The sequence below is a fragment of the Desulfobulbus sp. genome (genome assembly GCF_031547805.1).
Lineage (GTDB): Bacteria > Desulfobacterota > Desulfobulbia > Desulfobulbales > Desulfobulbaceae > Desulfobulbus.
In genome coordinates this window covers 1-5203 of record NZ_JAVBRQ010000027.1, presented here as the reverse complement: position 1 = coordinate 5203, position 5203 = coordinate 1, and the positions used below count along the sequence as shown (strand labels likewise).

Genomic DNA, 5203 nt, shown 5'->3' with positions numbered 1-5203 from the left:
AACGGTTCGACGATCGCCCAGAATGCATCCGAAATTTCCCAGGTTTTGATGCGTGCCATTTCTGCCTCCATTGCTTGATTTTCAACGGAATATGAGCCAATGGCGCGAAAAATGCGAGTAATTTATTCGTAGATAAGCACTAAATAACCATGCCCTTGATCACGCCTCCTCTCATGCATCTGTAGAGAACAATCGTCACTCCAAACTTCCCCTCACACCACCAGATACCCTTTTTTCGCCGCCGGTCGAACGAGGGCTTGCGCGCCGGAATTGAATTCGAGGCAATCCTTTTCCATGCCATCGCTGAATATCACCCCGGATCCGGCCATCTGCGAAGACAGGACCAGAGGCTTATTGGCGGTCACCTTGCCGAAAACAAGGTTGGCCTGCGAGGTGGTGCTGGGAAAAGGCTCCCGGACGGTGAAATACAGATAATCCGCATTCTTGGGAAACACCGGCAGAGCAGGTGACGATGCCTTCTCCTCGTTCACCGAAGCGGCAATGGCCAAAGCCCCGGTCATCAAACTGCGGAACCAACCCGTGGCACCCAACCCGGTGGAGACGATCACTCCGGAAGACGAGTGTTGTTCTTTCCAGCCACCGGATTCGATGAGATACCGCGCCGAAATATGCGAGCGAGCGCCAATGAACAGGTCGTTGACCGCATGCAACACCTGACCGTCGCTTAACTCCGCCCGAGCCATGGTCACCTCGGCCATGTCCCGGCCGCCCCGGAACACTTCGGGGACCAGCTTGCCCAGATCCCGGACGCGAAAGGGCAGGAGCACGCCATCCCAACGAGCCGGGTCGGGGTTGACTCCGATTACCGGCTGACGGTCAAGATATTTCAGAGTATTGGCAACCAATCCGTCCTGCCCGAGCACCACCACCGTATCCTCGGCGCCGAAAATGAAGTTGGGGACAAAGGAGCGATCCACCACCTGCACCCGCCCCAACTCTTGGAGGTATTCCCGGGTCTCGCGCACTGCGGCCTTGTAGTGGGCATCTTCCTGCTGGTAATCGGAAAAATCCGCGCCCAGGTGTTCGATGTAAAACCTGGCCTGGGCCTCGGTGTTGTAGCGGGCCACCAGTTCGTCCAGCCGGGTGGCCCGGACTATGAGCACGATCTTGTTTTCCGTTTGCGGTGCCATAGTTTTGCCTCACTTGCCGGCCATGAGTTCGCGCAGCAGATCCGGTGAAATGTTGAGTTGGCCGATCTTGCCAGTATTCTCTGCCAGGTCCTTGAATGCCAGAGCAAGCAGGCGCCCGGGGTCCATGCCCACATTGGCGAGGGTCTGGAGCACCTTGGGTTCCGTGGCCTCCAGGGCGCGCAGAGTGGCGGAAATGCCGTAGGCCCTGGCATCGGCCTGTTGCCGCTCATTGCTGGTGGCCAGCTCCACCAACTCCCGATTCTTTTCTTCCAGTGCAATCCGGGTGGCCATTTCCGCCTCCTCGAGCTCCCGCTTCTTCTGTTGCACCGACTTCTCCGCTTCCATCTGCGCTTCTTTGATCTGGCGCTTTTTATTTTCCACCGCGATCTCGGTGTTCAACTCATTCTCCTTGATCGCCCGTTCCTGTTCCACCGCCGCATTGCGTCGGGCATAAATGGCCTCGTCGGAGTCGCGCAGGATCTTCTCCCGCGCCTCGGCTTCCAGGGCCCGGGCGGTCTCGGGGTTGGGCTTGATGGCCAGGATGGAAAGTCCCAAAACTTCGATCCCAAGAGAATCGGTGACCTCGGCTGCGCTCATGCCCTGGCGAAGCGCTTGCACCAGGGTATCGGAACTGGCCAACACCTGGCGCAGATCCATGTTCTGCAAGGCGACCCGGGTCAGCACCTGGACAGAGTTAACCAGCCGCTGGGGCAGATTGCCCGGATCTTCGGAGGCATAACCAGCGCCATCCGCGGTCAGGCTGAAATTCATGAGCCGGGAGAGCTTCTGGGGATCTGCCACCCGATAGGTGAGTTGCCCCTGCACGGTGACTTCCTGAAAATCAGCCGTCACCTCCCGGAAAATAAAAGGGATGTCAACGCTGGCCACCGGGATGCAGACCAGGGCCGAGGAGGGGGCGAAATAGAAAAAAGCCTGGCCGATTCCCTCGCGTACCAGCTTGCCGCGACGATATTGCAGCACATAATCCGTGGGCTGAAATCTGGCGAATCTGAATCCGAACATGGTGTCCTCCATTTCTGAGTGTTCAAGGATACGGGCAGCTGTCGCCCTGTGTGGACATACCATAGGAAAGTTATTTTTATTTTGCAACTAAGTTTTTCATAAAATTTTTTATTGCATTGTTTTTTCAGATGATTAAAAGATGATCATCGTCGTTACTTTAGAGGTGAACTGTGCATAACAAGAAAATCGACAAAGGGCATCCCGTCATTCTCACAGTGGATGTGGTACTGCTCACCCTCACCAAAGACCTTCTCCAGGTGGCTCTGCAAAAGCGGGACAAGGAACCCTATTTCGGCCAACCGGCCCTGCCCGGCGGCTATGTGCACGCCGAGGAGGACATCGACAGCCAGGCTGCGGCTCGCCGGGTGCTCCGGGAGAAACTGGGCCTCATTTCACCCTACTTGGAGCAGCTCTACACCTTTGCCAGCGCCACCAGGGATCCGCGCGGCTGGTCGGCCAGCATCAGCTACTACGCGCTCTTGCCTCATGAGGCCATCGCTGCCCAGCAATCGGACCGGTTGCTCTTTTTGCCAGCCGACGACCTGCCCCAGCTCCCTTTCGACCACAACCGGATCATCGACACCGCGGTCAAACGCCTGCGCGACAAATCCACCTATTCGGCCCTGCCCTGCCACCTGCTGCCGGAACTGTTCACCCTCTCCGAGCTCCAGCAGACTTACGAGCAGATCCTCGGTCATCCACTCGATAAGAGCGCTTTTCGCCGCAAAATTTCCGACCTCGGCTTTCTTGAGGCCACCAGCAAAACCCGCAAGGGGGTCCATCGTCCGGCGCAGCTTCACCGAATCAAGCCGGCCAACAAATTGATATTGTTCAATCGCACCATTTAGCCGTCTCCACTCTTCCGGCGGCGTTCGTCATCGCCCCTCTTCCAGAAAGGAGCCACGCATGAACTACGACATCTTCATCAGCTACGCTCGACGGGACAACACCGGCAACCAGGTCGGCAGCCTGGTGGATCAGATTGCCGCCCGCTTCGCTACCTTCGCCGGCCGCCCTTTGCGCCCTTTTTTCGATACCAGGGAAATCGAGGGCGGCGAATACTGGCAGGACAAAATCCTTGCCGGGTTGAAAGAGTCGCGGCTGATGCTCGCCTGCCTTTCGCCGGGCTATCTGGCAAGCCAGTGGTGCGAGTGGGAATTCATCGAGTACCAGAAATATGAACTGGGCCGCGCCTACCTCGGCAAAGGCATAGCGCCGATCTATTTCGTCACGGTGCCCGGCTTTGACCAACCCGATTTCGAGGCCACCTGCACCAAATGGGTGGCGGACCTGCGCCGTCGCCACCACCACGATCTCCGCCCCTGGTACGGAGAGGGCGAGGCCGCACTCGAGCAACTCGATGTGAAGGAACGGCTCGACGCCATCAGCCGGCAGGTCTGGGAGCAGATTCGCCTGGGCGAGCAAGTGGAGCAACGCAAGGGTAACCTGGACCGGGCCAACGAGCATTTTGTCGGCCGCAACACCGAGATGCAACGTCTGAACCGGATGGTCAGCCTGGGCCGGATGGGAGTGTTGACTGCGGTCAACGGGCTGGGCGGTATCGGCAAGACGGCCCTGGCCCTGCAATACGCCCATGCCTATGGCCACCTCTTTGCCGGCGGCTGCTGGCAGATCCGCTGCGAAGGCAAGGCCAACCTCAAGGAAGCCTTTGCCAGCCTGCGCGATCAGCGGGATATGGACTTCGAGCTGAATGATGAAGAGAAAAAAAGCCCGGATCTTCAGTTCGAGCGGATCTTGCGTGAGTTAAAGCAACGGGCGGATGCTGCTCGACTGGAAGCAGCCGCCTCTCCGGACCGGAACCAGAAGGTCGGCCGAGGCAGGGTGCTGGTTCTTCTCGACAATGTCGACCAGCCGGAACTGCTTGCCGATGAACAGACCCGTTGCCTGCCCCGGGCGGACTGGCTCTGCCTGCTCGCCACGACCCGATTGGGGACGAAACAGCTCGCGGATCTCGCGGCGGACAGTTTTCTTTCGATCGACGAACTGCCGCCGGATGACGCCCTGAGCCTCATTGAAATACACCAGCCCGGCAGGGCCTTTGCAAACGAGACGGAGCGGCAGGCCGCCCGGGAGATCGTCAAACTTTTGGGCGGCATGCCGTTGGCCGTGGAGTCGGCCGCGGTGTACCTGGGTGAATACCAGGATATCTCCTGTTCCGATTATCTTGCCGGGTTGCGCGAAGAAGGGCTGGTGTTCCTCGACGAGACCGGTGAGGAGAGTGCGAAAAAAGTGCGCCATGGCGAAAAACGGCTGACGGCAACCCTGAAACCGACCCTGGACCGGTTGGCCGAAGAGGACCGACTGGCCCTGGCCTTTGCCAGTCTGCTGCCTGCCGACCATGTGCCGCTCCCCTGGTTGCGCCACCTGGTGGCGCAACGGTTTCCCGCATATGGAAAGGATGCCAAACCCGGCCGGCGCGACCCATGGGCGGACCTGGCACGTCGTCTCTTGAGCCTGTGCCTGCTGCAGGAGACCGGAGTTGCAACGGACAGGGGCTTTCCACTTGTGGTCCGCATGCATCGGCTGCTGGGGGAACTTGTTCGGAATACCCTCGACAACGAGGTTCAACAGGAATACCGGGACACCGTGCAAACGTTGGTTGTGGCGCGAGCGGAATCACTTTGGGAGGATTGGGTCGACAGAGCAAACCGTTGGGAGATTCCGCCCCTGGCAGCCCTGGCCGGGTACTGGCTGGATACGGGCCTTGCAATCGGGGCCGACCTGGCAAATGCTTTGATTTCCCCACTTTCAGGGCTTGCCCATTTCGCCGAAGCCCGCGCCCTGATGCTCAAAGCCATAGCAATTGAGGAAAAAGTCTTTCCTCACGACCACCCGACCCTGGCCACGAGCTACTCCAACCTGGCCACGGTGGAGCAAGCTCTGGGCAACCTGAACGAAGCCCGTGCCCTGATGCGCAAAGCCATAGCGATTAACGAAAAGGTCTTTCCTTACGACCACCCGACCCTGGCAAGGGACTACTCCAACCTGGCCATGATGGAGCAGGATTT

At 58.9% G+C, this 5203-nt stretch carries 4 protein-coding genes; 2 read left to right on the top strand and 2 right to left on the bottom strand.

The genetic code is table 11. From position 1 onward, the window contains the following. Window positions 1-212 precede the first annotated feature (212 nt). Complete coding sequence (locus RMR13_RS09280; RefSeq protein ID WP_310600363.1) at window positions 213-1151, bottom strand: sugar kinase; 939 nt, start codon at window positions 1149-1151, stop codon at window positions 213-215. A 9-nt stretch (window positions 1152-1160) separates the two neighbouring features. Next, on the bottom strand, window positions 1161-2174 hold the full coding sequence (locus tag RMR13_RS09275; protein ID WP_310600362.1) for an SPFH domain-containing protein: 1014 nt from the start codon (window positions 2172-2174) through the stop codon (window positions 1161-1163). Between the two features lie 170 nt (window positions 2175-2344). Between RMR13_RS09275 and RMR13_RS09270 the strand changes: the two genes are divergently transcribed. Together RMR13_RS09270 and RMR13_RS09265 are read left to right on the top strand one after the other, a co-directional pair. After that, window positions 2345-3022 carry an NrtR DNA-binding winged helix domain-containing protein gene (locus RMR13_RS09270; protein WP_310600361.1) on the top strand — a complete coding sequence of 226 codons (678 nt, stop codon included), beginning with the start codon at window positions 2345-2347 and terminating at the stop codon, window positions 3020-3022. A 58-nt stretch (window positions 3023-3080) separates the two neighbouring features. After that, a partial coding sequence (locus tag RMR13_RS09265; protein WP_310600360.1) for a tetratricopeptide repeat protein occupies window positions 3081-5203 on the top strand: 2123 nt, incomplete at its 3' end.

Coding starts and splice junctions, on each gene's coding strand:
- RMR13_RS09280 (WP_310600363.1), bottom strand. CDS start 1,151: ATGGCACCGCAAACGGAAAACAAGATCGTGCTCATAGTCCGGGCCACC.
- RMR13_RS09275 (WP_310600362.1), bottom strand. CDS start 2,174: ATGTTCGGATTCAGATTCGCCAGATTTCAGCCCACGGATTATGTGCTG.